We start from the raw sequence: 26,251 nt of genomic DNA, 5'->3' as shown, positions 1-26,251 counted from the left end.
TCATCGAACCGGGCAAGCCAACGCAGAACGGCTTCGTCGAGCGCTTCAACGGCAGCTATCGCGCTGGCGTGCTGGACATGTACGTCTTCCGCACCTTGACCGAAGTGCGTGAGCACACCGAGCGCTGGCGCGCCGACTACAACGAAGAAGTCCCCCACGACTCCCTCAACGACCTTACCCCGCTCGAGTACCGGATCGTCCACCACCCGGAAACCTCTAGTTATGCGTGGACCTGATCAGGGGGAGTCGACGACCAGTCGTCGCGATCACTTTTCGATTGCGTCCTATGGGACCAAATCAGCCTTTCGATCAAGTACATCAGCGACCCACCATCTGTACGAAAGCGGCTTCGAGTTCACCAATTTCCCTGCAATTCACTATCGAACTACTTTGATCCCTAAGGCTCGGCAGTCGTCGAGCCGAGGGGGTGGGCGTGGCGCTACCAGCGCCGGCGTCATGTTGACAAGGAAACTGCACCTTGGTAGAAGTCACGGCCGCCCGTAAACACCGGCCGCCGACCCCTACCACTATCCCGGCCTGGGTGCCGTGCATGGCTAGGGATGCAGGCGCGGGCCGTGGGCCGCCGAAGGTCTTCGGCCAGGACCGGTTAGGCCCTGCGACCACAGGGCAGTGGTCATACGCGAGCAACGAGTATGCTTGACACGCCGACGGCAGCGCTGGCACACCAGCACCGATCAAGCGGATTCACGGCTCCCTACCTTCTTCTTACGACGCGGGGGTCTCGCCTTAGCTTCGTCTCGCTTATCGTTGTAGAAAATCCGCTCCGCCAATTCGGGCCCGAAATCGGACAAGGTCGTCACCTTCGGAACTGCTTTGCCCGGCAGACCAGCATCGCGAATGATCTCTGGCCACTGAGGCGCCCAGCACAGCAGCAGCGATATCCAATGCGACAGCGCGTGCAGCGCAAGGAGAGGTACGAGTAATAGTCCAGTCAACAGCGCAACCGGGCGACTACTGCTGCGCCACATGGGCGACATAAATCTAAATGTGGCCCGCACAGGCTCTAAAGGCCATGGTGACAATGGCAGTAAGCGGCCCGGCTTAGGAACGGAGTTTGGACCGTCCTCCATGTAGCGCCGTATGTACTCCCATAGTCCCTCGATCTCGCGACTCCCCCGCATGGGCCGCCCTAGAAAGACCGTATCCCCATAATCCGAGCCTGATCGCTCCTTGGAAAATACCACCGCCACGAAGCCACTCATACCATGGTGATCTGGCTCGCTGGGATCGATCGCAGCTACAGCTGCCTCCCAAGGCAGCACGACCACTCCGCCAGCATACGGCGGACGATTGAGGTAGACCTGCCTAGTTACACGATTGAAGCGAGCAACCAAGTGCCGCTGAGTGAAGATCTCTACGCGTAACCAACGCCAACCGTACCTTAGAACAACGAGAGCCGCCGCCGCCAACAAGATGAAGCCGAGCACAACACCAACCCAATCTCCTGCCTCTACTGGCCTATCCCAAGGGGTTGTGTTTGCAGATATCATCCAAAACAATGGCTCTAGCGACAATCTGTACAACCCCATATATCCGAGCACATAAACAAAGGCAAAGAATAGGAGTGTGATGAGTCCGCGCTTCTCTTCCTGGAATGACGCTCTCACATCCAGGAACCTATCGTTAATTGCGTAAATCGAACCTGCATCGGTCGGTTCAATCTGCAAGCAATCTTCTACGCCCCACTCTTTCGCGTCCGGGTCGATCCTAACCTGACTCGGACCAAACTCTTTGCGCTCCGTCTCATCCCATTTATTCCGATCAGCTTGGTCCTGAGTACGGTGCATCCAAATCAATCGCTCAAACAAGTACATCAGCTACCCACCATCTGCGCGAATGCAGCTTCTAGCTGATCAAGCCGACGTGCGAATGCAGCTTCTAGCTGATCAAGCCGACGTGTACGAGCAGGCGCTGGAACAAGCGCGCTGGCCTGTTGGATTCTTTTCCCCGCACAGTCCTGGCACCCGCCACGCAACCCTGATCCATTTCGCCGTCTCGATGGTTTGGATTTCACCATCGGGAATAAAATCGCCTCCGAGCTCATCGTGTAGAGCCAACTAGCTCTACGATGGGGTGGGCACTTCTGTCCACTTCGTTAGCTCTGCCTCGCTTAACGCCGGCCCCCCGGCGGCGGCAACGATCGCGGGTGGAAACTCCGGCAGCTTGGCATGGTTCACCTTGCGCAATTTGTCTCCGTGCTGCAGAGGAGGACCGCCCTCCTCCATGTAGCGACGGATGTGTTCCCACAATGACACCTGATAGTCGTCACTCCAGCCGCCACTCAAGCCTAAGCTCACCATTTCGTCGACGACATCGGGTTGCCCCGAGGTTGAACATAGGAGCTGCAGCACGGTCTCAGTGCGGGCAACTGTGCCTCCAGGTGTATCCAAACGCCGGTAGGTGCGAGCTGTCACATGATCCCATCGGTAGCTTCGCACCGTTCCGGGTTCACCCTTCTCCCAGAACCTGAAAAAGTTCAACGGTTTCAGCGAAATGACATGCACTTCGCCGGTCCTACGGTTGAACAGGATAGGATGGTCTGACGGACTGAAAAATCCGCGACGCATCATCCAAATGGAGAACAGCATCATCAGTGTCAGTGGAACCAGCATTACGAGGTAAAACCAGTCTACTCCTCCGAGCGCCATAACAACGAGCATAAACGTCACGATAACCGAGAACACCGCGCCGGAAATGCCGAGGTAAACAGCTCCCCCCTCTCCCATCAAGGTTCCCACCTCGATCCCATCCCGATGCACCCGCAGTATCGTCTTTCGGCTTGCTGGTTTCTCGTGCACTTTTTTGGTCTTGTCCTTTGGCATGACGCGCAAAGGATCCTTTCGGGCGTACAAGTTCCGCTTTCTCTGCATTCTGGTGAATTTCAGCTCGGGCTCTCCGCCTTGCCACTCGGGCACGAGAATTCCGCGCTCTCTATCGTCTACAGGCATAGTCCTTCTCAACTTTCTCGCAATATGTGCTCAACAACCGGAGCCTCCTCCGCAAGTGGATCCGCGTAGATCAGCACTTCCGCCCAAGCACCTTCATACACATCAATATCCAGATGCGCCGACAGCTCCAAGGTCCAGATCCCGGCCTTGGATTCCTCTTTAGCGTCTGGATTTACGACTATTGTGTCGTCCTGTTGCTGAGATTCTCGCCCCGTGCTCCATGCGGCACCGTTAGGTTTGCGTCCATAATAGGCCACCCGCGCCTCATTACCATCCTTCCGCTTAGCGACCAGCTTAATCATGAATGGAACGCTTTCCAGTAGAACCTCGGGCATCATTATCCGCGCCCAGGCTTCGCGCATCATTTGTGGACCGGGCCGCTCGCCCCGAACCGCTTTACCAAGGTCTCGGAACCGATTAAGCGGGTTAAGATGATGAACAACTGACCTGCCGTAATTTCCGGCGTTGGAGTATCTGCTCCTAAGATCAAAATCTACTCGAACGCCCATCAACAGCTTGTTCAGTTCCTCTTGCTCTCGTCGGTGACTACCCCATTTATCGGACGCTGTTCCCCAAGTACTACGCGCAGCCCATTCTTCCGTTGGAGAATCTTGCAGGGCTGCGACGACAAATCCGGTGATAATGCCAAGTGCGGCAAGAATCAAGCCCCACCCGGTGACAGAAAGCCCAAGAAGCGGGACCGAGCCGCCGGTCAGTGCGGCAGCTACGCCCATGCCGGCTGCGCCGATAAGAAAAACACCTTGGAGGTACATCATTCTCTCGGCATCTTTGTCCCCCTTCTGGCCTTCTTTATAGCCACTGATCGCGGTTTGCACGGCATCTATCATCGTCGCAACAGCCCCCACGAGCCCAGCTGCTCTCTTCAACCCTCGCTCCGCGCCTTCTCTGGCCGCCTGCTTTGCCATCTCCGTGCCCAAGGCCAAGAATGCGCTAGAGACCCCCAGCGCAGACGTCAGCAGGCTAGTGGCGGCGTTTTCTCGCTCATCAGCACTCCCGTGCTCGAACTTGCCCCAAGCGTCGAACAGTGCCAGTGTCGAGAAGACTCCCGAGCCTGCTGCAAGCAGAGCACTGCCGTTGCTGGCCAGGACCACGCTGTTGCGCGCGAGCTTATCGAGTTGCGTGCGCGTCACCGTGCGGGCAGTCCCCTCCCATGCTCGGCTCACATTGGCCTCGGACGGCCTCAATACGTGGAGACCTCTTCGCACAAGCGCTCCTGCCCCGACGGTGGCGCCAGCCGCCACACGGGATGGGAGATCTTTCGCACTCTCCAGTGCGTCGCCGATGGCATCCGGGGCATCACTGGCCCATAGATACACGTCAATCAGTGCGTCTCCGGCAGGGGATGCACCACGGGCCTCCAGCGCGATGGCGCCGTTCAATACCAGGCTCTGCACCCGTTCGCCGCGAACGTTCCCCGCGAAAGTCCTCATTGAATTCTGCAAGGCGCCGATCTGCTGACGCCAGAGGCGGGCCGCTTCCTGCAGTGGAAGCTGGACCTTCAAGAGCGCAAGGGGCCGGGAACCACTGCTCTGGCCGGCAATGACGCCGGCAAGAATCTCAAGTCGTCGCCGAAACGCGGCTAAGATCTGTTGCCGTTTGCTCAATCCCGTTGCAACGGCACCCGCCACTGTCAGCACCGGGCTGGCCATGCCGGCGAGGCCGATCTTGAAATAAGGCAACCAGCGCAACATTCTCTTGTTCGCCTCGGTGAGTTCACCCGGGCTCGCTTCGCTTACCTTTTTCAGTCCTGTCTCTAGTTCGCTGACGATCGACTTCAGTCGCCCATAGGGGCCGCTCTTCTTGGCCACCCACTCTGTGAATGCACTTTTCTGGTTGCCCAGCAGGGCACGTAGCAGCAAATTCTCCTTATCTTCCGGGTCATCGGTCAGAAATTTCTGGTACCACTCCAGGCCATTTTCCGTGAGCGGCCCAGCGAACGTGAGCTTGCCGACACAATCGCAATAGAACATGCCGTCGACGATGAAGTCTTCATCGAAGTCATTGTCTGTCACCTGCTTTCGTGCGGGGCTGTCCAGCCAGGCATGGTAATCGCGCTCGACCTGGCTACGTCGTTCCTCGTCTTCCTTTGCCTTCAGCTGGTAAGTGTCGAGGTACGCGCGGTACGCGTGCTTGCCTCCATCGACGTCCAGCTTGTCCAGAACGTCTTCCTTGAGATTCCCGGTTTCCCGATCGATTTCGGCCGTAGTCGGAATCTGGATCGTGCCGGTCCCAACCAGCTTGCGCTCTTCAGAGCTCATCCCCCTGTAAGGGATAAACGACATGAAGGTTGCGTCCGGCGGCAGATCTCCCGCCTCCTTCATCCGTTCGAATTCGTCCCGAGTGACGCGTTGGCCTTGGTACTTGCCGTATCGGCTTGGATATTCGTCGCGCTTTGCATCGCCCTGCTGTTCGATGATGTTCAGGAGACCGTCGACGCTCAGCGCCGACATCAACATCCATTGGGCTTTATCCGCGTCCTGCTCGGCCCTTTGCAACGTCCACTCGGACGCGGTGCTGCACAGCGTCATGCGAAGCTGTGCGACCTCTGCGGTGGCGCCTACTACATCGCAGACGCTTACGATCATGGCGTCATCAACGGTGAACTGATTTCGACCGAGCCTCACAATCTTCTCGGCCTCCGCGGTGACGTCGTGGGCAGCCTCGCCCCGGCGCCCCGGCTGAACCTCGTCCCGAACTGGAAACTGATCCCAGATGTGGCCTAGGCCGTTTCTGGGCACTAGCCGCTGATGCGGATTGCCTTTCAGAACGCTGTCTGGCAACAAGTCTGCGTAGTCAGCGATCAGGCGCCGGATATTGCTCTCAGATAGGGCAATTGAGCGATCACAGCTAGCGTCCCTAGCGTTGATGCAGGTCATGCGCTTGCTACGCATGACCTCGCTCGAGGCATATGCCTGTCGAACCTTCTCGCTCCACGGGTGGTCGCTGTAAGCCACCCATACCCGATCTGTTTGCTTCGCATTCGGAATGACGAATAGCATGGCCGACGCATAACCAGCCGTTCGCTGGCAGCTGAAGGTGGGCTGTTCATCGCTGCCTACGAGAGGAACAGTATCGAGACTATGTGGCGTCAGATAGCCGCCGTCGTCCACGCTGAATACCTGCCAGCCCTGATCTGCGTTTATTTCAGGAGTATGAGGCGTCTCGTAGTAGGCGAGAACGTAGCCTCTACGCAGGGTCCGCATGACATATCCGGAGTATGAAAGCTGGGGGTCCGCGGTACCGTGCAGGAGCGGGTCAATCTCACTCTTGATCTGATCTGCATAACGCTTTTCCCCAATTCCTGGCCGCGTAAGCAGCACGGGTAGTCCCGCCTTGATGCAGGATGGGCATCCGAACAGGCTACACCCCGGCGCTCCGGCAGCCATGACCTGGGCGTTCTGCGAATAGCTGCGGTGCTGTCCGTCTGCCATGATCGAAATCCTTTTTCAGTCAGCGTGGGTTGGCCGAACGAGTATCGGCGCGAATGGCGGAGAGCTGTGAAGCCGGCAGTGTTGAGAATTGCTGTTCAAGATCCTGCCGAATCTTGTCCCAGCCATCTGGATCAGGAATGGAAGAGAGAGCCTCAGATAGCTCGCCCTGGTTTCGCTTGAACCCTGTAACGAGCGCGCTCACCTGCGGATGCTGGCAAAGTCGTGGGTGTACTTGCAGCACGTAGGCTGACATGAGTGCGAGATCTTGCGGCGATTCCAGGCCAAGAGCCTGGGCCCCATCGAGGGCCCCCGCCGTAAATTCCAGATAGTTCTGCGGCAGGGCGCGCGCCAATCGCTGCCAACCTCGCAGCAGATGCTGCACCAGATCGCATCGATCAACGCTCGTCCATTGATCGCGGGTAAGCGCGGAATGGTTGTATCCGTTCTGCAGTCCCTCGGCATGACGAGAAGATAAGTGTTCGACCAGATTTCCGCATCGGTCGAGTGTCCACCAGGCGGCAATCGGACCCAGCAAGGTGGCTTTTTGCTCCTCATCCAAGAGCGCCCACATCCATTCGAACACACGACGATCGACCAGGCGCAGGTACACCCGTCCGACCTGTGGGCGTGCGACCCACATTTGGCGAGCCAAGTGACGTGTGATCACGTTCGCTGGCTCCGCGGACTGTAGCCATCCGCCAACAGCAAAGCCGCGGGAGGCTTCTCGCGCCGGGTCGGCCTGCTCGCCCAGCGCCGCCATCAGGCTTGCTCGCAACACCCCTACCGCTTGCGGGCGCCATGCGATAAGGCGCGGCTTGTGCTCCTGAGATAGTCCGGGTCGCTCGATCGGTATCGTGGTGGTGGTGCACTCTTCGAATCGCAACAACTCTTCTGTCAGCGGCTCCTGCAGCATGGGATCGATTAGCAAGTACGGCCGCAGGCCCTCTTCCGCCTGAAGACGTTCGCCAAGTTGACGCACCAGTGTGTCGATATCGACGTGCATACGGGGCGACTACATCGTTGCGGCGCCGCCGGCCGCTGCCGCCTGATCCTTGGTGGGACAGGCCTTGAGATTGCTTTGAGGTAGTTCCAGTTGCGCAGAAGTGCCGGCTTGTGTCGTCCAATCCTTCTTGCTCGCCTTGAACTCGATCGTCCCCGGCGCCCCCAGTTCGATGTCGCCGCCCTCCAGCTTCAAGTAGGCGCCGGTCGCGGTCAGCAGCACGTGCTTGGTCGGCGCCGAGACTTCCACGTCGGCCTGGGTGCTGGCGACGGTGATGCTCTGCTTGGCCGCGATCTTGGCTTCGTTCTTGTGCGCCCGCGCACTCACCTTGCCCTGCGCCGCGTGCAGGGCGATGCCGCGCTCCTGGTTGGGCTTGCCGGCCGGGGCTTCGCTGCCCTGGGTGAACAGGGCGATGCCGCCGGCGCTGGCGATCACGGTGCCGGCCTGGCTGGCCCAGTCCAGGTCGCCGCCGGCGATCAGGCTGGCCTGGGTGCCGGAGACCCAGGCCTGGTCGGCCGGAGTCAGGCTCATCAAGCCGTCGGGGCTCGCCGCGACGAGCTGCGGGGCGCTCCAGGCTGGCGTCTCGCCTTCACCGCCACCGATGGCCTTGCCGCCCTCGCCGCCGCCGGACGCGGAAGAGCCAGTGCTGGTCGCCTGAAGCGTCTCCTGCAGGGCCTTGAGGCCTTCCTGCGCCGGCAGGGTCTCCGGGTCGTCGGGCAGCGTCGCCTCCTGGCTGCGGGCGGTGTCGGCCAGCGCCTGCAGCAATTGTTCGCTCTCGGCGAGCTGACCTTGCGCCTGGCTGGCGGCGAGCTGCTGCGCGCCGGGCTCGGTGGTCAGCAGTAGGCCAGAACCGGTGCGAATGGCGCCGCTGGCGCGGGTCGACAGCTCCACCCCGAACCCGCGCTCGGCGCCGCGCACGTTGTCCTCCCCGCCCTTCAGGTGCCCCAGGGTCAGCGTGCTGCCGTGCTGGGTCGTCGAGACCTGCGCTCGCCCCTGCCCGGGCGTGTCGTCCAGGCGCAGCTGCTGGTAGCCGCCGCTGCCGCCCTGGCTGGCAGCCAGCGCCTGGCTCTTGAACCCGGTGAACACCGCCGCGTGCGCATTGCCGTCGAACCACGCCGCGGCGTTGCCGGTGGCGCCGGCACCGCCGCCGGCCACCTGGTTGTGCTGCGCGTCGTCGTTGCCGCGGCCGTTGTAGACGCTGCCCACCACCACCGGCCGGTCGATGTCGCCTTCCAGGAACGCCACCAGCACTTCCTGGCCCTTGCGCGGAATCATCACCCCGCCCCAGTTGTCGCCCGCCCACGGCGTGGCCACGCGCACCCAGGTCCAGGCGCCGGCATCGCCGGGGGCGTTGTCGTCGCCGCCGGGGTGGCCGTGGCCGCTGCTGGCGTCGGCGCCGCGCTGCCAGGCGAACTGCACCTTGATGCGGTGGTCGCGGTCGGTCAGCACCGGGCCGCCGTCGCTGACCACGATGGCGCTCTGGGTGCCGTGCACGGTCGGCCGGGGGTGCAGGCGCAGGCCGTGGCCGTCGACGGTCTTCGGCCGATAGGGAACCGCCGCCGGGATCGCGGTGAAGCTGTTGCGATAGAACTCGGCCCGGCCGCCTCCACCACCGCCGCCACCGCCCACGCGGTCATCGCCGTCCTCGCCAGCGGCCGCCGCCGCGCCGGCGACCCGCGACAGCAGGTTGCCGACCGCGCCATCGGCCGAGGCGTCACCCGATGTCCTGGTGGCAGCGCCCATTTCGCTGGCATCGTCGTCAGGGGAGCCGCCACGCCCAACGTTGCCCCGAGCCAGTCCCGCCAGCGCCTCCGGCAGGTCGACGCCCGGCAGCGCCACCGCGCCCAACGACTGTTCCAGCGCGTCGTGGATCTCTGCGCCCAGGTTGTTGCGCGCCTCGTGCCGCACCCGCAGGCAGGCGAAACACCGGCCTTCCGGCTCCAGCAGGCCATGGTGCTGGGTCAGCTCGAATCGCGCGCCCGGCGCCAGTTGCCGCCAGCTGCCGCTGCCGGTCACCGTGTGCGCGTCGACCTGCAGCGCCTCGAGCTGCTGGCGGGCGCGGCGCTCGCCCTGGGCGCTGTCGTGCCAGCCGTAGGGGCCGGCCGGGTCGCTGTCCTCGGCGACCACATCGCCGAAGGTCTCCCCTTCGGCGATGGCCGGGCGCAGCCCCAGGCTGCGGTAGTCCCAGCTGGCGCGCGCCAGCCGCCCGGTCTGCCAGCGCCGGGCGGTGCTCCACTGCTGGATGCCGTCGCCGCGCTCGGTGACGTCGGCGCGGTGGTAGCGCACCGCGCCCGCATCGGCGAAGGCGTCGCCGTGGTCGGCGAGCACCAGGGTGTGCTGGCCGAACGTGTCCGAGGCGGCATCGCCGTCGTGCTCGAACCAGCAGAAGATGCCCTCCTCGGCCAGCAGCCGCTGCAGGAAGACGTGGTCGCTCTCCTGGTACTGCGTGGTCAGGCTGCGGCGGGCGTAGACCTCGCGGTCGGCCAGCTCCCAGCGCCACGCCGGCGCCAGCGCCCCGGCCTCGGCGTAGTCGGCGAACAAGTCCTCGACGATCTCCACCACCGTCTTGTCCTGGAACACGTAGCTGTCCACGCGCTGGCGCAGGAACGCCAGCCAGGGCTCCAGCACCAGACGGTAGCGCGCCAGGCCGCCATTGCTGCCCAGGCGCTCGAACGCGGTGACGTGGCCGTGGAACGGGCGCAGCCGATCCCCCGCGCCGTCGGTCAGCAGCTCCAGCAGCGCCGGCTGGCCGAGCAGGTCGTCGAGCGCGAGATGCGCATCCACCGACAGCGCGGTCAGCTCGAGGCGGAAGCCGCCGTCCAACGATTCCTCGCCGGACAGGGTCTCGGCGACGAGCACGTCGGGGCCGAGCGGCGTATGCAGCCGCAACAGGCGTTGCCGCTGGCCGGGGCTGGAGACCAGGGCGGTGAGTGCGGTGGCGAGTGCGTCCATGGCGATGCTCCTTGCGCGGCACCGTCCATCCCGCGGGACGGGCAGGCGCCCGCCGCTGCGGGCGCCCGGGATGCCGCCGGGGTCCAGGTCAGGCGGTGATCCGCTCCAGCTTCAGCGAGGGCGTCTCGACGCAGTGCAGCTGGAAGTTGCGGCCGGCCGCCGAAACGGTGATCTCGCGCACATTGTTGACCAGGCGGTTGCTACTGCCTTGTGCCGATGCGCCGCCGCGGATGCGCCAGGTGAAGCGCGACAGCAGGGTCGCCAGGTCGCGGGCGTCGCCGCGGGCGTCGGCTGCGGCGTTGTCGAGCAGGTCGACGACGTGCTCCGGCCGGATCCGGTTCCAGGCGCAGACGCTCTCGGTACCGCGGCCGGCGAGGCCGAGCGCGAGGCTGTCGCAGTTGGCGATGGTCTTGTCCCTGTCGATTCCGTAGAAGTCCATGGTGTTTCCTCCTTTTGATGTGGCAAGGGGCCCGCGACGTCAGGCCACCTTGTACTTGAAAGCTCCGTTCTTGCCAGCCGCGACCTTGATCTGTGCGATCTTGCCGCCTTCGGCCATGCTTGCCAATACGGTCTCGGCGATTTCCGGCAGCAGCGTGCCATTGAGGATGTGGTCGACGTTGCGGGCGCCCGAATCCACCTCGGTGCAGCGCGCCAGCACCGCGTCCACCAGCTTGTCGTCCCACTGGAACGCGGCCTTGTGGTTGGCGGCCACCCGGTCGCGGATGCGGCCGAGCTTGAGTTCGATGATCCGCGCCAGCACCTCGTCGCCGATCGGATAGTACGGCACCACCTTCAGCCGGCCCAGGAACGCGGGCTTGAAGTGCTTCATCAGGATCGGCCGCAGCGCCTCGGCCAGCGCGTCGGCGGCGGGGATCTCCGCGGCCGGCTTGTTCAGGCAGGACTGCATGATCTGCGGCGAGCCGACGTTCGAGGTGAGGATGATCAGGGTGTTGCGGAAGTCGATCTCGCGCCCCTCGGCATCGTCCATCATGCCCTTGTCGAACACCTGGAAGAACATCTCCAGCACGTCCGGGTGGGCCTTCTCCACCTCGTCCAGCAACACCACGCTGTAGGGGTTGCGGCGCACCGCCTCGGTCAGCACGCCGCCCTCGCCGTAGCCGACGTAGCCAGGCGGCGAACCCTTCAGACCGGAGACGCTGTGCGCCTCCTGGTACTCGCTCATGTTGATGGTGATCAGCTTGCGCTCGCCGCCGTAGAGGATGTCGGCCAGCGCCAGCGCGGTCTCGGTCTTGCCCACGCCGGACGGACCGACGAACATGAATACGCCGCGCGGCTTGTTCGGGTCCTCCAGCTTGGCGGTGGCGGTGCGCACGCGCTGGGCGATCGCGTCGAGCGCGTGGTCCTGGCCGATCACCCGCTCAGCCAGCATCGCGCCGAGATTGCGCACGGTGCGGATCTCGTCCTTGACCATGCGCCCGAGCGGGATGCCGGTCCAGGCCGAGACGATCTCGGCGACCACGGTGCCGTCGACCTGCAATGGCACCATCGGGGTCTCGCCCTGGAGGGCGCGCAGCTCGGTCTGCAGGCGCTGGAGTTCGGCGTGCTTGCCGGCGTCCGGACGCGCGCCTGCGCCGCCGGCACCAGCAGCCTTGCCACCCTTGCCCTTGGCGGACTTGGCAGCCTTGGTGGCCTTCGCGGCCGTGGCGGCGGCCGCCCGCTTGCCGCTCGTGCCGCCTTCCGGAACCGGTGAAGCCGCGGGGTCGTTGGCGTCGGCGCCTGCCGCCGGCGTTCCCCCCGTCCCTGCGGTGGCCGCGTCGGAATCGGCGCCGCCCTGCTCGAGCTCGGCGCGCAGCCCCTGGATCTTCTGTGCCAGCGCCGTTTCCTGCGCCAGCCGGGCCTCGTTGTCGGCCAACACGGTGCGCGCCTGCTCCTGCTGGTCGCGCAATTCGGCCAGGCGCTCGTCGTGGTGTTCGGCGCCGCCGGCGGTCTCGCGGTCGAGCGCGGCGATTTCGGCCTGCAGGCGGTCGAGGTGGCGGCGGGTGTCCTCGATGATCGCCGGGGTGGCGCTCTGCCCCAGCGCGACCTTGGCGCAGGCGGTGTCCAGCACGCCGACCGCCTTGTCGGGCAGCTGGCGCCCGCTGATGTAGCGGTGCGACAGACGCACCGCCTCGGTGATCGCTTCGTCGAGCACGCGAATGCCGAAGTGCTTCTCCATCAGCGGCACGATGCCGCGCAGCATCGCTGCCGCCAGCGGCTCGGTCGGCTCTTCCACCTTCACCACCTGGAAGCGCCGCGCCAGCGCCGCGTCCTTCTCGAAGTACTTCTTGTACTCGCTCCAGGTGGTGGCCGCGATCGTGCGCAGCTCGCCGCGCGCCAGCGCCGGCTTGAGCAGGTTGGCGGCGTCGTTCTGCCCGGCCGAGCCGCCGGCGCCGATCATGGTGTGCGCCTCGTCGATGAACAGGATGATCGGGTGCGGGCTCTTCTTGACCTCGTCGATCACGTTCTTCAGGCGGTTCTCGAACTCGCCCTTGACGCTCGCGCCGGCCTGCAACAGGCCCATGTCGAGCACGTGCAGCTCCACGCCCTGCAGCACCTCGGGCACGTCGCCCTCGGCGATGCGTCGCGCCAGGCCCTCGACCACCGCAGTCTTGCCCACGCCGGCCTCGCCGGTGAGGATCGGGTTGTTCTGGCGCCGGCGCATCAGGATGTCGACCAGCTGGCGGATCTCGGCGTCGCGGCCGATCACCGGGTCGATGTGGCCCTCGCGGGCGCGCTGGGTCAGGTTGGTGGTGAACTGGTCCAGCGCCGGGGTCTTCGACAGCCCGCCCTGGCCGGTCGGGACCTCGTCGCCGGAGCCGTCGCCGGAGCGGGCGTCTTCGTCGACGAAGCCGACACCCTGGGTGGACTCCTGCGATCCTTCCGTGAGCTTGGCGAAGTCGTGCTTGAGTTCCTCGCGCTTGAGGCGCGCGAACTGCTTGGAGCCGCGATACGCCAGCTGCGCCAGGTCGGGCGCGGTCAGCAGCGCCAGCAGCAGGTGGCCGCTGCGGATCCGGGTGGTGCCCGAGTCCAGCGAGGCCAGCAGCCAGGCGTGCTCGAACAGCGCCGGCAGGTGCTGGGAGAACACCGGGGTGCGGGTGTTGCCGGTCTTGAAGCGCGCCAGTTCGTTGCCCAGGTCCTTTTCCAGCGTCTCGACGGAAATGCCGCTGCGCCGGGCGATCAGCACGAAATCGCTCTGCGGCTGCTCCAGCAGCGCCAGGAACAGGTGCTCGAGGTCGACCTCGAAGTGGCCGCGCGCCATGCACAGGTTGGCGGCGCGCTCGGCCGCCTGGCGGCAGGTGTCGTCGAGCTTGCTGATCAGGGTCTTGAGGTTGATGCTCATGCTTGAACGGACTGCTCCATGCTGGCGAAGTGGTTGGCGGGGCGACTGCCGAAGCGGTGTAACTTCCGGCAGCTGGACGTTTCGTGGCCGGATCCGCCGGCGGACGTGGAATGACGGGTCATTGCAGGGTGTGGATGCCATAGCCGGCGTCGGAGCGCGGTACCGGCGACGGCCGGGTGCAGACATAACTGTCCCAGCCCAGGCGCGCGCCGTGGCCGCCGCCGATACCGGCGCCGCGCACGTCCTCGGCGCGCAGCAGCAACCGTACCTCGTACTCCAGACAGGAGCCGGTCAGCAGGGTGAGCCACTTGGCCAGCGCGCGGGCGGCGTCGCCGCCGGGCAGGAAGGCGTCGAAGCGCTCGCGCGCCAGCGGCCCGATCAGCAGGCGCAGGCGCAGGTCGCGCTGCCAGACCCGGTCGCCGGCCAGGGCGTCGGCGCCGAGGCGCGCATTGGCCATGCCCAGGCGCGTGGTCTGCTGTTCCGGCACCCGGTACCAGGCGCCGACGAACTGCTCCACCTCGATGTCGATACCGAAGTAGTCGGTGAGCATCCGTGCCAGGAACGCGGCCGAGACCGGTCGCTGGCGCACGCCACCGGCGTGGTAGGCGATCGCCTGGTCGAACACGTCGCCCTGCCCGTCCGCCATGCGGTCGCGCAGCCCCGGCAGGCCGACGCCGGCCAGCGAGAGCACCAGCGGCAGGAAGCGCTCGCGCCGGTCCAGCTCGTACTGCAGCGCCAGCCGGTACTTCTTCCAGGCGCCGTAGTGCAGCGCCACGGCGCGGGTGGTGAAGATGTCGAGGAAGGCGCGCGCCGCGCGGTCGCGCTGGTAGACCTCGCGCTCGTGCAGCATCTCGGTGTAGTGCAGCGGCAGCGCACCGGAGGTGCCGAGCAGGCCCATGAAGGCCGGGGTCAGTTCGACCCGGCCTACGCTCTCGGTGGCCAGCGCGTGGTCGAGCGCGGCCAGGTGCTCCAGCGGCTCGCCCTCTTCGGACCACGCCTGCGCCGCCTCCAGTTCCCCGGCCGCGAAGCCCAGCGACAGGCTGTTGCGGAACCTCACCCGCTGGGCGATCGCATCGTCGGTGCGGTCGCCCTGGCGGTGGAACAGCTGCTCGAGCACCCGCATCGCCTGGAAGAATCCGAAGCGGTGCGGCTCCGCGAGCAGCTGCCTGGCTACGCCAGGATCGATTCGCCGCTGCGTGGCTCGCATCGGACCAGGACCTCCCCGTTGTGGCTGGACAGCAGGACCAGCCGGGTAAAGCTGTTGGCGTGCACGTACAGGCCGAAGAACCGGTCCAGCACCTGCGCGAAGGCGGCGATGCCGGCGCCGACGAAACCGGCCTCGTCGACGGTCACCCGGATCTCGATGCCGCGCACCACCGAGGCGAAGTTGCGGCCCGACATCCAGGTGCTGGTCGGCTCGTGCTCCAGGCCGACGATGCCCTCGATCTGCCGCCGCGACACGCTGCTCGACGACAGGTCGTACAGGCGCAGCATCTCCTTGAGCGCCTCCAGGCCGCTCTGGGTCAGCGACAGGTGGTTCAGCGACAGATGCGAGATCAGCCGCCAGTGGGCGCCCCGGCCCTGGCGGAACCGCAGCGGGCGGGAGGGCTTGCGCAGCAGCGCGATGCTGCGCGCCGGGCTGCCACCGTCCATGCTGAGGTCGCCGCCGGCCACGCCGTAGGCCAGCTGCGCCGGCAGGTCGCGGTTGCTGCAGGTCAGCTCCACGCTGACCACATCGGTCTTCGGTACCGCCGGGTTGAAGTCCAGGTCGACGAAGGACAGCTCGGTCTCGTAGCCGGGGCTGTGCCGGGCCACGGCCTCGTCGCGGCGCGACAGCCAGTAGTGGCCGCTGCGCTCCGGGTCCTCGCCGTGGTGCAGCGAATAGAACGGGCGGAACTCCTGCACCTGCTCGCCCTGCGGCGTCTGCCGGACGCGCTTGACCGAATCGATGGAATGGATCTCGTAGGCGAACGCGCGGCGCGCGTCGGCGACCACCGGGTAGGTGGAGGTGCGCTGGGTCACGCGGATCGGGTCGCCGTGCTGTGCGAACAGGTTGACCACCGGGGTGCAGCCGGTGAGCACGTTGTCGCGGCCCAGCCCTTCTAGGATGCGGCTGGCCTGCTGTTCGGGCGGCAGGGCCTTGAGCACCAGGTGCAGGGTGAAGCCGCGCACCGCCTGCGCGGCCAGCGGCGCCAGCGGCAGGTCGAAGAAGCCGAACTTCTCCGGGAAGGCGAACAGCTCGGTGAGCAGCCGATACGCCGGGTGCGCCCGCGCCGGGAACTCGACCAGCGCCTCGTCCTCGCCGAAGCCGACGGGTTGCAGCGGCACCCGCTCGAGCCGCCGCCAGCGCCCATCGCCATCGGCCTCGACGTAGGCCGCGAGCACCTGCAGCGACAGCGCGTCGCGCAGCGCGGCGCAGAACGACGGCTCGCCGTCGACGAACAGCCGCAGCGTCTCCAGGCCCAGGGTGGCGAACGAGACCTGGTCCGAGAGCAGCTCGAAGCCGAGCGAGATCTGCCCGCCCGACCCCGGCGGCAACGCCACCGCCATCGGCGCCTCGGCGATGCCCCGGTACGCTGCGGCCTCTACCCCGATCGCGGCCAGAGCTACGTCGTAGGCGGTGCGGAAACGGCAGTTCACCCCGCGCACCGGTCGCGTCTGCAGCTGGGTGCCGCGGGCGACGCGCACCGGCGCGCTGAGCTTCGCCGCCGCCGGCCCCATGTCGAACCGCGCGATCGAGCACGACGGGAACGGCCGCAGGTAGTGCGGATACATCACCTCGAGCAGCGCGTCGGTGAACTCCGGGTAGTCGTCCTCGATCTTCTTCGACACGCGCGCGCTGAGCAGCGCGAAGGACTCGATCAGGCGCTCGACGTGCGGATCCTGGCTGCCGTCGCCGGACAGCAGCAGCCGCCCGGCGATCTTCGGGTAGCGTTCGGCGAACTCGCGCCCGTAGCGGCGCAGGTAGGCGAGCTCGCGCTCGTAGAAGGGCAGCAGGTCCTGCATGGGGTCAGGCCGCTGCCTGGCGCCGCAGGCGGCTCACCGAGTATTGCAGCGTGGTCGGCTGCAGCATGGCGTCGAAACTCACCGGCTCGCGCGCCGGCTGCAGGTCGAGCAGCGCGTTGATGGTGAAGTGGAGTCCCGTGCCCATGTGCGCGCTGTTGTCCAGGCGCACCTGCACGTTGTGCAGCCTGCGCTCGTGACGGGCGATCGCCTGCTCCAGCGAGCGGCAGATCGCGGCGCGGTCGTAGGCGTTGGCCAGGCTCATCGACGAGAAGTCGCACAGCCCGTAGGTCATCAGCGACTGCCGGCAGTTCGGGTAGTCGGCCAGGTCGTCCTCGGAAAAGGCCGAGCGGCTGTTGAGCAGCCCCTCCAGGTCGCGGGCGACCGATTCCTTGTACTGCTCCATCGACACGGACTTGAACACATTGCCGCCGGAGCCGGCACGCGGCGCGTCGTCGAGGAGCTTTTCCAGCAGGCTCGGTTCGAATCCCTTCATTGACCGCATGACCTCGTGTGCGGCGGCCCTCGGCCGCGCAGAAACTCCAAAACGCCCGCGCTCGCGGGCTTCCCCCGGACCTGCGGCCGGGCGCGCCTTCCATGCGCGGTCCGCGGTCGCCGTGGCCAAATGCGGTGGCGCGCGTGGCGCCACCGCAAAGCGCATCAGGCCGTGTAGTTGGGCACGTTCTTGATGGCACTCCACTGCGCGACGGTCTTGCCGCCGACGCCGCCTTCGGGCTTCTGCTGGTTGTAGGTCCAGCGGATGGCGCCGAAGCTCAGCTGTACGACTTCCTGCGGCATGCCGTCTTCATCGACGGTGGTCGTGACGCGATGCACCAGCACGTTGAGCAGCTCGACCGCGTAGTAGTTGAGCGCGTTGCCGTCCTTGTCGGCGCGCATGAACTCGATGCGGGCCTTGGGGAAGGTCGTGCCGTTCGCGCACGCCTGGTTCAGGGCGGTGGTGGACAAGTCGATCGACTTGACGATCTCGATCGGCGACAGGTTCACGCGGGCCGCGGACTGGCCACCGGAGGTGGACGCCGTGGCCGAGCGCGGCTGCAGCAGATCCTGCGAGAACGACTTGATCTCGATCCAATTCGGGTGCTTGTCGTCGCGCGACTCGCCCTTGATGGTATCGATTGAGAGGAATGCATGTTGCATGTCTGGATTTCCTTGTTCCGATCTTCCGTGAGATAGGGGCCGCCGGGCAGCCGCCCGGCAGTCGGTTGCCAACCGCCCCGCGGGGCGGCTGCGTCACTGCTGAGTGCGGGATCTCCGTCCCTTGACGCTACAAAGCGCTACGACTTCTTGGCACTGGCCGGCAGTTCGGCCACCAGCCGCAGCGAAACGGACAGCTCGTCGAGCTGGAAATGCGGCCTGATGAAGGCCACCGCGCGGTACACGCCGGGCTTGCCCGGCACTTCCGAAACCTGGATGGACGCCTCGCGCAGCGGGTACTGCGCCTTGGCTTCCTGGGTCGCGTTGTCGTCGAGCAGCACGTACTGCGCGATCCAGCGATTGAGGAAGTCCTCGACGTTGCCCGCGGACGCGAAGCTGCCGATCTTCTCGCGCATCATCGCCTTGAGGTAGTGGGCGATCCGCGAGACGGCGAAGATGTACTGCAGCTGCGCCGAGAGGATGGCGTTGGCATTGGCCGCGTCGGTGTTGTACTTCTTCGGCTTCTGCGCCGACTGCGCGCCGAAGAACGCCGCGTAGTCGGTGTTCTTGCAGTGCACCAGCGGGATGAAGCCGAGGTCGCTGAGCTCCTTCTCGCGACGGTCGGTGATGGCGATCTCGGTGGGGCACTTGAGCGCCACCTCGCCGTCGTCGGTGCGGAAGGTGTGGGTGGGCAGGTCCTCGACCAGGCCGCCGCCCTCCACGCCGCGGATCGCCGCGCACCAGCCGAAGTCCTCGAAGGCGCGGGTCAGGCGCGCGCCCATCGCGTAGGCGGTGTTGCACCACAGGTACTTGCCGTGGTTGGTGGCCTCCACCTCCTCGACGAAGTTGAAGCCCTCCACCGTGGTGCCGTCCTTGGGGTTGTACGGCAGTCGGCCGAGGAAGCGCGGCAGGGTCAGGCCGACGTAGCGGCTGTCCTCGGAGTCGCGGAACGACTTCCACTTGGCGTACTCGACGGTGTCGAAGATCTTCGCCAGGTCGCGCGGCTTGCCCAGCTCGGTGAAGCTCTCCAGGCCGAACATGTCCTCGGAAGCGGCGCTGATGAACGGCGCGTGCGCGGCGGCGGCCACGTGCGACATCTGCTCGACGAAGTACATGTCCTCCGGCTGCCGGCCGATCTGGTAGTCGCCGATCAGGGCACCGAACGGCGATCCGCCGAAGGTGCCGAACTCCTCCTCGTAGACCTTCTTGAACAGCGCGCTCTGATCGAAGTCGATGGCGGACTTGAAGTCCCGCACCAGGTCCTTCTTCGGCGCGTTCATCACCTTGACCTTCATCATCGGCCCGGTGGAGGTCTGCTGGCAGAGATAGTGCAGGCCGCGCCAGCTGCTCTCGAGCTGCTGGAACTCCGGGGCGTGCATGATCGCGCTCAGCTGCTCGGAGATGATCCGGTCGAGCTCGGCGACGCGCGCGTCCAGCGTGAGGTTGAGGTTCTCCGACACCACTACGGTGCCGTCCAGCACCTCCCTGGCGAGCTCGGAGATGATGTCACGGGCGCGCTTGTGTTCCGCGTCGGACTTGGCCACCTTGCTCTGCTCGACGATCTGGTCGAGCAGGCCCGCCTCTTCGACGGTGGTGGCGGCTTGTTTTGCGGTCGTCGCCTCTGCGGCCATGGTCTACTCCTGGTCCTCGCTGCCGAGCCGCTTGAGCTGCTCGGTGTTGTTGAGCACGTCGGTCAGCAGGTCCTCGAGCTTCTCGTTGCCGGCCAGCTTGTTGCGCAGGTCGGCGAGCTTGGAGCGCGATTCCAGCAGCCGCCGCAGCGGCTCCACCTGGTCGACCACCGCCTCGGGGCGGAAGTCGTCGATCGACTTGAACTTCAGCTCGACCGCGAACTCGCCGCCCTCGTCGCTGATCTTGTTGGGAGCCCGGTACACCGCGCGCGGCGTCATCGCCTCCATCACCTCGTCGAAGTTGTCGAGGTCGACATTGACGAACTTGCGGTCCTTGATCTTGGGCAGCGGCTGCTCCGGATTGCCGCTGAAATCGCCCAGCACGCCGACCACGAACGGCACTTCCTTCTGCTCGATCGCGTCGCCCTTCTCGACGTCGTAGGTCAGCTGCACGCGCGGCGGGCGCACCTTCTGCAGGCGCTTCTGGACGCTATCCTTCTTGGACATCTGAGTCGTCTCCTGACGTAGTGATGTGGCGCGACGACCGGTCAGTTGCCGCCGATGTTGCGGAAGGGATCGGGGCTCTGCCCGTCCTGCGCCGCAGGCTGGTTCGGCTCGGCGGACGGACGCTCCGGCGCGCGCGCGGCCGGGGCGCGACGCGCCGGCGCACGGCGCGCGGTGCGCGCAGGCTCGGCGTCGGCCGGGGCCAGGATCTCGTCGCCCATGGTCGCGCGCAGCGTGCCGGCAAGGGTCTCGGCCTCGCGGCGCGCGGTCTCGGACGCGAGCGCGCCGCGGCCCTGCAGGCGCTGCAGCGAGTGGTTGGCGATGCGGAAGCCGCTGACGGTGAGGATGCCGTCGGCCACCATGTCCTCGGGGTCGCGCTGCAGGACCTCCTCGGCGGCGACGATGGCGCGCGCGTAGTTGGCCCGGTCGAACTGCAGCTGCGCGGTGCGCACCCACGGGTCCTTGCTGGTGGGGTCGGCCTTGGCGGCATCGTCGAAAGCTACCAGGGCGGCATCGACGCGCCCCGCGGTGACCGCGGACTCGGCCTGCGACATCAGCCCGCCGTAATCGGCGGCGACCCCGCTCCCCGTCGTCGCGCAGGCGCCCAGCAATGACAGCAGCGCGATCCCCAGAAACGCACGAAGCGCCCCCCTACAGCTCCATCTCGTCATCATGACCTTTCCAAATCGTTCCTGATCATTCCATGTCCGCACAGCCCGTGCGGCACAGCCCCTGGGACGACTGCATCACCGTTGGCGATGCAACGACTCCCGATTCCTGCATATGCGTGGTGTGGATATAGTAGCCTTTCCCCGCTGCGTCAAGATGACACGCCCCGAAAAGTGCCCGGCCCCGCAACGGCCGCGGTCCGCTTCCCGGCTGCGGCGTCGCGTGCCGCCAGCTCTTTTCATTAGAAACCAGCGACCCAGGCGATTCAAGTATGGATACCCAGCACGCGTCGACCCGCGCCGTCGTTCCCTCCCCCACCCACCCATTCATCCGCGCCGCTGCGCTGCTTGCCGCTGCGCTGGCGCTGGGCGGCTGTGCCAGTGGCGGCGGCCTCGGCAAGGCGGTCAGCAGGACCCTGGAGACGGTCGGGATCAAGGACGCCGCCCCCGAGACGGAAGAGCGCCGGATCCCCCTGCGCCTCTACGCCGGCGACAATCTCAACGCTGGCAACGACGGCCGCGCGCTCGCGGCGGTGGTCAAGGTCTACCACCTCAAGAGCACGCGGCGCTTCGAGCAGGCGCCGTTCGACATGTTCCTGGACGAGGATCGCGAGCGGCGCGCGCTCGGCGACGAGCTTGTGGACGTTAACGAGATCGTGCTCACCCCCGGCGCGCGGCACGAGGTCGAGGAGCGGTTGGCGCCCGAGGCCGAGGTGCTGGGCGTGGTGGCGCTGTTCCGGGCGCCGGCGGGCAATCGCTGGCGTCTGGCCTTCGATGCCCGCCACCGCGACGTCGTCCGCGAGGGGGTGACCGTCGGCCTGCACGCTTGCGCTCTGACCACCAGCAGCCCGGCGCTGCTGACCCGCCTCGCCGGCGACGCGTCCAGCCTGGCGTCCGTGAGGTGCATGTCGCCGTGACCGCCCCGCGCACGGCGCCCGCCTGCTAAGATCGCCCGACCAAGGGGGGACCGCCCGCGGCGCATTGCCTGACCGGCGAGCGCATGGGTAAGCTCCGTTCCGTACTCTTCCCGGGTCCCGGCACGATGGCCGCGGCCCGGCTCATGCCGCGGCGACGCGGCATGGCGAACGAACAGCCAAAGGATTGCAGCGTGTCGCACGTCAGTCGGATGTCGAAGGTGTTCTGGGGCGAGGGCCTGTTCCTGCGCCCGCAGCACTTCCAGCGCCAGGATGCGTACCACGAGGCGCGCCTGCAGGACCTCGCCCGCAGCCTCCATCCGCACGCCTGGGGCGTGCGCAGCCTGCGCTTCGATCCGCAGAGCCTCTCCAGCGGCAGCCTGCGCGCGCTCGAGCTCTCGGTGGTCTTCCCCGACGGCGAGACCTTCGACGCCCCGGCGCACGACCATCTGCCCGACGCGCTGTCGCTCGGCGAGCTGCCCGACGGCGTGCAGTCCACTACGGTGCACCTGGCGCTGCCGCTGATCCGCGAGCACGGCGGCAACTGCGACGGCAGCGGCGACGGCGCCCAGGCGGCGCGCTTCGTGCAGGGCAGCCAGCCCACGCCGGACCTCTACACCGATGCCGCCGAAGCGGAGCTGTCGTACCTGCGCAAGTCGGTGCGGCTGCTCACCGACGACAAACCCCGCGACGCCTACGTGAGCGTGCCGGTGGCGCGGGTGCGGCGCACGCCGACCGGCGGCTTCGAGTTCGACGACGGCTTCCTGCCCCCTAGCCTGAGCCTGACCGGCGCCCAGCGCCTGCATGCGCAGCTGCGCGCCCTGCTCGACTCGCTGCAGGCCAAGGTCGAGGCCCTGTACGGCGTGCACCGGCAGCAGTCGCAGCACATCATCGAGTTCCGCTCCGGCGACATCGCTTCGTTCTGGCTGCTGCACACCGCCACCTCGGCGTTCGCGGCGCTCTCGCACCTGTTCCACAACGCCGGGCTGCACCCGGAGCGGCTGCATCAGGAACTGCTGCGGCTGGCCGGCGGCCTGCTCACTTTCTCCAAGGCCTACGGCCTGTCCGACCTGCCCAGGTACGACCACGCCTCCCCCGAGGCCGGCTTCGACCAGTTGTTCGGGATGATCCGCGAGCTGCTGGAGACGGTGATCTCGGCGCGCTACTTCCAGATCGCGCTCACCGAGGTCAAGCCGTCGTTCCACGTCGGCCGCATCGACTCGCAGCGCATCGACGACGACTCGGCCTTCTACCTGGGCGTGGCCGCCGACATGCCCGGCCAGGAGCTGATCCAGACGGTGCCGGTGCGCTTCAAGGTGGGCGCGCCCGACGACGTCGAGAAGTGCGTGCTCTCCGCGCTTCCGGGCGTGAAGCTGACGCATGCCGCGCAGGTGCCCGCCGCGATCCCGGTGCGCCCGGGCAGCTACTACTTCGCGGTCGAGGCGCGCGGCCCGCTCTACGAACGCATGCTCAAGGCGCAGTCGTTGATGATCTACGTGCCTTCCGGGCTGCGCGAACTCAAGCTCGAACTGATCGCGGTGGCACCATGAACTCCCGACTTCCCCCGGTTCCCGCGGCGATGCCGTCGCTCACCCCGCAGCATGCGGCCACACCGGGTGCCGGCGGTGCGAACAACCCGCGCAGCCTACTCGACCTGATGTCCGACGGCTTCTACCTGCTGTTGCTGCTCAAGCGCGGCCAGCTACCCGACGGCGTGGACGGCTTCGTGCAGTCGGTGCAGCGGTTCCTCGACGGCGTGGAGCGCGGCGCGATCAAGCTCGGCATCGCCTCCGAGGACGTCTATGCCGCCAAGTACGCGTTCTGCGCAGCGGTCGACGAGGTGATCCTGTCGCAGCCGTCCCCGGTGCGCGACGCCTGGGAACTGCAGCCGCTGCAGCTGCGTCTGTTCGGCGACCACCTCGCCGGCGAGCACTTCTTCGACCGGCTCGAAGAACTGCGCGCGCAGGGCGCCCCGCGCCTGCCCTCGCTGGAGGTCTACCACTACTGCCTGCTGCTCGGCTTCGAAGGCAAGTACCGGCTGGAAGGCCCGGAGAAGCTGGGCTACCTGACCGCGCGCCTGGGCGACGAAATCGTCTACCTCAAGGGCAAGCGCACCGGCTTCGCGCCGCACTGGGCGCCGCCGGACAACGTCGCCCATGCCTTGCGCCGGGTGGTGCCGCTGTGGCTGCCCGCCGCGCTGGTGGCCGGCTTCGGGCTGATCGGCTACCTCGGCCTGAGCGCCTGGTTCGGTCGCCAGACCGACGAGCGCCTGGCCGCCTACCAGGAGGTCGTGCAGATGCCCGAGCGCACGGCCCACATCACCATCACCCTGCCGTGAGAACGATATGGACATGCCTTCTCTGGCCCGCGAGGCGCTCGCCGCGCTCGCGGTACCATCGCAACATGCGCGCCTGATCCAGCTGGACGCCCCGGTTTCGGGGCTGGTGGTGGAACGATTCGACGGCAGCGAGGCCGTCTGCGCGCCGTTCCGTTTCGAGATCGACGTGTTCTCCACGTCGGCCTTCGTCGACACCGGCGAGCTGCTCGGCCAGCGCCTGGGCCTGCATCTGCACCGCGCCGACGGCGGCCGGCGCAGCTGGCACGGCCTGTGTACCGCGGTGGCGCCGCTGGGCGCCGATGGCGGCCTGGCGCGCTACCGCCTGACCCTGGAGCCCTGGACCGCGCTGCTGGCGCACCGGCGCAACGCGCTGGTGTTCCAGGACCTCGACGTGCGCGGCGTGCTCGAGCAGGTGTTCGCCGACTATCCGCTGGCCGCGTTCCGCTTCGACATCGACGACGCCCTGCCGGTGCGCGCCATCACCACCCAGTACCGCGAGAGCGACTGGGACTTCGTCACCCGGCTGCTGGCCGAGGCCGGGCTGGCCTGGCGCTATGAGCACGACCAGTCGGCCGACGGCGGAGACGGGGCCGACGACGGCGCCCGCCACACCCTGGTGATCTTCGACGCCCAGGCCGAGCTGCCCGAAGCCGGCACGCTGCGTTTCCACCGCAGCGACGCGACCGAGTCGCAGGACGCCATCAACGCCTTCACCGAGCTTCGCCAGCTGGCGCCCAACCGCAGCCACGCCGCCAGCTGGCACGGCGAGCAACTGGCCAGCGTGGCGGGCCAGTGCGAAGCCGACGCCGGCAGCCTGCCGGCGCTGGAGGTCTTCGTGCAGCCGCGCGCCGGCCGCTTCGCCCGCAGCGACCAGGCCCGGGCCGAGGCCGAACACCGCCTCGACGCCCTGCGCCTGCCGATGACCCTGCACCACGGTGCCGGCAGCGCCCGCGCTCTGGCCGCCGGCAGCACCTTCATTCTCAGCCAGCATGCCGGCCACCAGGGCCAGGCGTTCCTGCCTCTGCGTGTCGCGCACGTGGCGGTCAACAACCTCGGCAGCGGCATCACCGCCCTGCTCGCCTCGCCCGAACTGGAGCGCGGCAGCTACCGCAACCGCTTCGTGGCGGTGCCCGCCGGCACGCCGGTGGCGCCGCTGCCGCAGGACCGCCCCACCGTGCACGGCCCGCAGACCGCGCGCGTGGTGGGCCTGCCCGATGCGGCGGTCAGCCCAAACCGTGACCACCAGGTGCGGATCCAGTTCGCCTGGCAGCGCGGCCCGCGGCCCAACCCGGGCGGACTGGAGGACACCGCCAGCCAGCACCCCGGGCACGCCCCGGGCGATGCCACCTCGGGCACCTGGGTGCCGGTGGCCGAGTGGGTGGCCGGGCCCAACTGGGGCAGCCACTTCCTGCCGCGGGTGGGCGCCGAGGTGCTGGTGGAGTTCCTGCATGGCGACATCGACCAGCCGCGGGTGACCGGTCAGCTCTACAACGGCGAGGTCGCCCCGCCCTTCGCCGGCGGTATCGACGGACCGTCCAACCATCCCGGCACCTTGAGCGGCCTGCACAGCCGCGCCCACGATGGCGCCGGAACCCAGCAGTGGGTGCTCGACGACACCCCGGGCCAGCTGCGCACCCGGCTGCACACCAGCCTGGCCGACAGCCGCCTGGAACTGGGCTACCTGGTGCAGCACCAGGACGCCTCCCGCGGCGGCCTGCGCGGCCAGGGCGTGGAGTTGGCCAGCGCCGGCTGGGGCAACGTCCACGCCGGCCAGGGCCTGCTGCTGTCCACCACCGCGCGGGCCGAAGGCGCCTCCACCCAGCTCGACATCACCGAGGCCGTGGCCCAGCTCAAGGGCGCCGAACGCACCGCCGAGGGCCTGCACGAGACCCTGCTGCAGCAGCAGGTACCGGGGTTCGACGCCAACGCCCGCCTCACCGCGCTGCGCGAGGCGCTCGATGCCGAGGTCGACGGAAAGTACGCCGACAGCGTCGCCGGCCAGTCGGCGATGAAGCCCGCGGGTGGCGGGCGCGAACCGGGCGAGGAACCGGTGGAGCGTTTCGCGGATCCCAAGCTGGTCGCCGAGTCGCCGGAGTCGATCGCGTTCGCGACGCAGAAGAGCGCGGTCGCCTACGCCGGCGGCGCCCTGCACCTGACCGCGCAGGCCGACGTCCAGCTCAGCGCCGGCCAGACCTTCGCCTCGGTCTCCGGCCAGCACGCCGCGCTTTACGCCCACGCCGGCCCGATCCGCGCCATCGCCGCCAACGGCCCGCTCAGCCTGCAGGCCCATACCGGCCCCCTCGAGCTGCTGGCTGACAAGTCGGTCAC

The 26,251-nt window shown here is 67.0% G+C and carries 19 protein-coding genes; 5 read left to right on the top strand and 14 right to left on the bottom strand.

Going from position 1 to position 26,251, the window contains the following annotated elements:
- On the top strand, positions 1–236 hold a 236-nt coding region (locus H0E84_RS17330; RefSeq protein ID WP_180679910.1), incomplete at its 5' end, for an integrase core domain-containing protein.
- Positions 237–695: 459 nt separating this feature from the next.
- Here H0E84_RS17330 and H0E84_RS17325 read toward each other — a convergent pair.
- From H0E84_RS17325 to H0E84_RS17260, 14 genes are all read right to left on the bottom strand, one after another.
- On the bottom strand, positions 696–1,835 hold the full coding sequence (locus tag H0E84_RS17325) for a DUF6708 domain-containing protein (RefSeq protein WP_180679909.1): 1,140 nt from the start codon (positions 1,833–1,835) through the stop codon (positions 696–698).
- Between the two features lie 249 nt (positions 1,836–2,084).
- Positions 2,085–2,843 (bottom strand): DUF6708 domain-containing protein, encoded by a 759-nt coding sequence (locus H0E84_RS17320; RefSeq protein WP_180679908.1) that lies wholly within the window; start codon positions 2,841–2,843, stop codon positions 2,085–2,087.
- A gap of 134 nt (positions 2,844–2,977) precedes the next feature.
- The gene (locus H0E84_RS17315) at positions 2,978–6,376 is read right to left on the bottom strand and encodes a T6SS effector BTH_I2691 family protein (RefSeq protein WP_307774169.1); all 3,399 of its coding nucleotides are present in this window, start codon (positions 6,374–6,376) and stop codon (positions 2,978–2,980) included.
- Between the two features lie 64 nt (positions 6,377–6,440).
- On the bottom strand, positions 6,441–7,424 hold the full coding sequence (locus H0E84_RS17310) for a DUF4123 domain-containing protein (RefSeq protein ID WP_180679906.1): 984 nt from the start codon (positions 7,422–7,424) through the stop codon (positions 6,441–6,443).
- 9 nt (positions 7,425–7,433) lie between these two features.
- Positions 7,434–10,373 carry a type VI secretion system Vgr family protein gene (locus H0E84_RS17305; RefSeq protein ID WP_180679905.1) on the bottom strand — a complete coding sequence of 980 codons (2,940 nt, stop codon included), beginning with the start codon at positions 10,371–10,373 and terminating at the stop codon, positions 7,434–7,436.
- Positions 10,374–10,461: 88 nt separating this feature from the next.
- A complete protein-coding gene (locus H0E84_RS17300) occupies positions 10,462–10,812 on the bottom strand; it encodes a hypothetical protein (RefSeq protein WP_180679904.1) in 351 nt (116 codons plus the stop codon).
- Positions 10,813–10,851: 39 nt separating this feature from the next.
- Entirely contained in the window at positions 10,852–13,713 is a 2,862-nt protein-coding gene (gene tssH / locus H0E84_RS17295) for a type VI secretion system ATPase TssH (protein WP_180679903.1), read from the bottom strand.
- Between the two features lie 118 nt (positions 13,714–13,831).
- The gene (gene tssG, locus H0E84_RS17290) at positions 13,832–14,920 is read right to left on the bottom strand and encodes a type VI secretion system baseplate subunit TssG (protein ID WP_180679902.1); all 1,089 of its coding nucleotides are present in this window, start codon (positions 14,918–14,920) and stop codon (positions 13,832–13,834) included.
- Positions 14,884–16,719, bottom strand: coding sequence for a type VI secretion system baseplate subunit TssF (gene tssF, locus H0E84_RS17285; RefSeq protein ID WP_180679901.1), 1,836 nt, complete (start codon positions 16,717–16,719; stop codon positions 14,884–14,886). Before tssF ends, tssG begins: the two co-directional genes overlap by 37 nt.
- Before the next feature lie 4 nt (positions 16,720–16,723).
- Complete coding sequence (gene tssE, locus H0E84_RS17280; protein ID WP_180679900.1) at positions 16,724–17,212, bottom strand: type VI secretion system baseplate subunit TssE; 489 nt, start codon at positions 17,210–17,212, stop codon at positions 16,724–16,726.
- 164 nt (positions 17,213–17,376) lie between these two features.
- On the bottom strand, positions 17,377–17,874 hold the full coding sequence (locus tag H0E84_RS17275; protein WP_180679899.1) for an Hcp family type VI secretion system effector: 498 nt from the start codon (positions 17,872–17,874) through the stop codon (positions 17,377–17,379).
- 137 nt (positions 17,875–18,011) lie between these two features.
- Positions 18,012–19,502, bottom strand: coding sequence for a type VI secretion system contractile sheath large subunit (gene tssC / locus H0E84_RS17270; protein WP_180679898.1), 1,491 nt, complete (start codon positions 19,500–19,502; stop codon positions 18,012–18,014).
- A gap of 3 nt (positions 19,503–19,505) precedes the next feature.
- A complete protein-coding gene (gene tssB, locus H0E84_RS17265; RefSeq protein ID WP_180679897.1) occupies positions 19,506–20,006 on the bottom strand; it encodes a type VI secretion system contractile sheath small subunit in 501 nt (166 codons plus the stop codon).
- A 41-nt stretch (positions 20,007–20,047) separates the two neighbouring features.
- The gene (locus tag H0E84_RS17260; protein WP_180679896.1) at positions 20,048–20,677 is read right to left on the bottom strand and encodes a tetratricopeptide repeat protein; all 630 of its coding nucleotides are present in this window, start codon (positions 20,675–20,677) and stop codon (positions 20,048–20,050) included.
- A gap of 266 nt (positions 20,678–20,943) precedes the next feature.
- Between H0E84_RS17260 and tssJ the strand changes: the two genes are divergently transcribed.
- From tssJ to H0E84_RS17240, 4 genes are all read left to right on the top strand, one after another.
- Positions 20,944–21,588 carry a type VI secretion system lipoprotein TssJ gene (gene tssJ / locus H0E84_RS17255; RefSeq protein ID WP_180679895.1) on the top strand — a complete coding sequence of 215 codons (645 nt, stop codon included), beginning with the start codon at positions 20,944–20,946 and terminating at the stop codon, positions 21,586–21,588.
- Positions 21,589–21,797: 209 nt separating this feature from the next.
- Positions 21,798–23,135: a type VI secretion system baseplate subunit TssK gene (gene tssK / locus H0E84_RS17250; protein WP_180679911.1), complete on the top strand. Its 1,338-nt coding sequence runs from the start codon at positions 21,798–21,800 to the stop codon at positions 23,133–23,135.
- Complete coding sequence (icmH, locus tag H0E84_RS17245; RefSeq protein WP_180679894.1) at positions 23,132–23,923, top strand: type IVB secretion system protein IcmH/DotU; 792 nt, start codon at positions 23,132–23,134, stop codon at positions 23,921–23,923. Before tssK ends, icmH begins: the two co-directional genes overlap by 4 nt.
- A 7-nt stretch (positions 23,924–23,930) precedes the next feature.
- The coding region (locus H0E84_RS17240; RefSeq protein ID WP_180679893.1) for a type VI secretion system Vgr family protein at positions 23,931–26,251 on the top strand (2,321 nt) is incomplete at its 3' end.

Source organism: Luteimonas salinisoli (genome assembly GCF_013425525.1).
Taxonomy (GTDB): domain Bacteria; phylum Pseudomonadota; class Gammaproteobacteria; order Xanthomonadales; family Xanthomonadaceae; genus Luteimonas; species Luteimonas salinisoli.
Note: the sequence above shows the minus strand (reverse complement) of the source record. Positions and strands in the feature narration are given on the sequence as shown.

Coding starts and splice junctions, on each gene's coding strand:
- H0E84_RS17325 (WP_180679909.1), bottom strand. CDS start 1,835: ATGTACTTGTTTGAGCGATTGATTTGGATGCACCGTACTCAGGACCAA.
- H0E84_RS17320 (WP_180679908.1), bottom strand. CDS start 2,843: ATGCCAAAGGACAAGACCAAAAAAGTGCACGAGAAACCAGCAAGCCGA.
- H0E84_RS17315 (WP_307774169.1), bottom strand. CDS start 6,376: ATGGCTGCCGGAGCGCCGGGGTGTAGCCTGTTCGGATGCCCATCCTGC.
- H0E84_RS17310 (WP_180679906.1), bottom strand. CDS start 7,424: ATGCACGTCGATATCGACACACTGGTGCGTCAACTTGGCGAACGTCTT.
- H0E84_RS17305 (WP_180679905.1), bottom strand. CDS start 10,373: ATGGACGCACTCGCCACCGCACTCACCGCCCTGGTCTCCAGCCCCGGC.
- H0E84_RS17300 (WP_180679904.1), bottom strand. CDS start 10,812: ATGGACTTCTACGGAATCGACAGGGACAAGACCATCGCCAACTGCGAC.
- tssH (WP_180679903.1), bottom strand. CDS start 13,713: ATGAGCATCAACCTCAAGACCCTGATCAGCAAGCTCGACGACACCTGC.
- tssG (WP_180679902.1), bottom strand. CDS start 14,920: ATGCGAGCCACGCAGCGGCGAATCGATCCTGGCGTAGCCAGGCAGCTG.
- tssF (WP_180679901.1), bottom strand. CDS start 16,719: ATGCAGGACCTGCTGCCCTTCTACGAGCGCGAGCTCGCCTACCTGCGC.
- tssE (WP_180679900.1), bottom strand. CDS start 17,212: ATGAAGGGATTCGAACCGAGCCTGCTGGAAAAGCTCCTCGACGACGCG.
- H0E84_RS17275 (WP_180679899.1), bottom strand. CDS start 17,874: ATGCAACATGCATTCCTCTCAATCGATACCATCAAGGGCGAGTCGCGC.
- tssC (WP_180679898.1), bottom strand. CDS start 19,502: ATGGCCGCAGAGGCGACGACCGCAAAACAAGCCGCCACCACCGTCGAA.
- tssB (WP_180679897.1), bottom strand. CDS start 20,006: ATGTCCAAGAAGGATAGCGTCCAGAAGCGCCTGCAGAAGGTGCGCCCG.
- H0E84_RS17260 (WP_180679896.1), bottom strand. CDS start 20,677: ATGATGACGAGATGGAGCTGTAGGGGGGCGCTTCGTGCGTTTCTGGGG.
- tssJ (WP_180679895.1), top strand. CDS start 20,944: ATGGATACCCAGCACGCGTCGACCCGCGCCGTCGTTCCCTCCCCCACC.
- tssK (WP_180679911.1), top strand. CDS start 21,798: ATGTCGAAGGTGTTCTGGGGCGAGGGCCTGTTCCTGCGCCCGCAGCAC.
- icmH (WP_180679894.1), top strand. CDS start 23,132: ATGAACTCCCGACTTCCCCCGGTTCCCGCGGCGATGCCGTCGCTCACC.